This window comes from Zoogloea dura, from assembly GCF_012927165.1.
In the GTDB taxonomy this organism is placed as follows: domain Bacteria; phylum Pseudomonadota; class Gammaproteobacteria; order Burkholderiales; family Rhodocyclaceae; genus Zoogloea; species Zoogloea dura.
This window is the reverse complement of the sequence record NZ_JABBGA010000081.1, coordinates 1-1089: the sequence shown is the minus strand read 5'-3', so window position 1 is coordinate 1089 and position 1089 is coordinate 1. Positions and strand designations below refer to the sequence as shown.

Genomic DNA, 1089 nt, shown 5'->3' with positions numbered 1-1089 from the left:
GTCACCGGCGCCAGCGTCGATCCCGCCAAGGGCAGCGTCACCGTCAATCCCGATGGCACCCTCACCTTCAACCCGGCACCCAACTTCAATGGCCCGGTCGAGGTGAGCTACACCATCTCCGACGGCAAGGGCGGCACCTCCACCGCCATCGCCACCATCACGGTCAATCCGCTGCCCGATGACGCCCAGCTCGGCACCGGCACGGGCACCGTCAAGGAAGACACCCCGGCCCAGACCACCGCCTCCGGCGTCCTCTCCATCACCGACCCGGATGCCGGCGAAGCCGTCTTCCAGCCCCAGACCAACGCATCCGGCACCTACGGCAGCTTCTCCGTCGACACCACCGGCAACTGGGCCTACACCCTCGACAACGCCAACCCCGTCGTCCAGGCCCTCAAGGAAGGCGAGACCAAGACCGAGGTCTTCACCGTCAAGAGCGCTGACGGCACCCCGACCACCGTCACCCTCACCGTGATCGGCACCAACGACGGCCCCACCGCCGTTCCGGACAGCGCCAGCACCGACGAGGACACCCCCGTCACCTTCCCGGTCCTCGGCAACGACACCGACCCGGATGGCGACACCCTCACCGTCACCGGCGCCAGCGTCGATCCCGCCAAGGGCAGCGTCACCGTCAATCCCGATGGCACCCTCACCTTCAACCCGGCACCCAACTTCAATGGCCCGGTCGAGGTGAGCTACACCATCTCCGACGGCAAGGGCGGCACCTCCACCGCCATCGCCACCATCACGGTCAATCCGCTGCCCGATGACGCCCAGCTCGGCACCGGCACGGGCACCGTCAAGGAAGACACCCCGGCCCAGACCACCGCCTCCGGCGTCCTCTCCATCACCGACCCGGATGCCGGCGAAGCCGTCTTCCAGGCTCAGACCGGCGCCCCCGGCACCTACGGCAGCTTCTCCGTCGACACCGCCGGCAACTGGGCCTACACCCTCGACAACGCCAACCCCGTCGTCCAGGCCCTCAAGGAAGGCGAGACCCGGACCGAGGTGTTCACCGTCAAGAGCGCTGACGGCACCCCGACCACCGTCACTCTCACCGTGATCGGCACCAACGACGGCCCCACC

General features: G+C 68.4%; 1 protein-coding gene. It reads left to right on the top strand.

Annotated elements, in window-relative coordinates; genetic code table 11:
• Window positions 1-1089: VCBS domain-containing protein (locus HHL15_RS26175; RefSeq protein WP_169148698.1), on the top strand; the 1089-nt coding region annotated here is incomplete at both ends.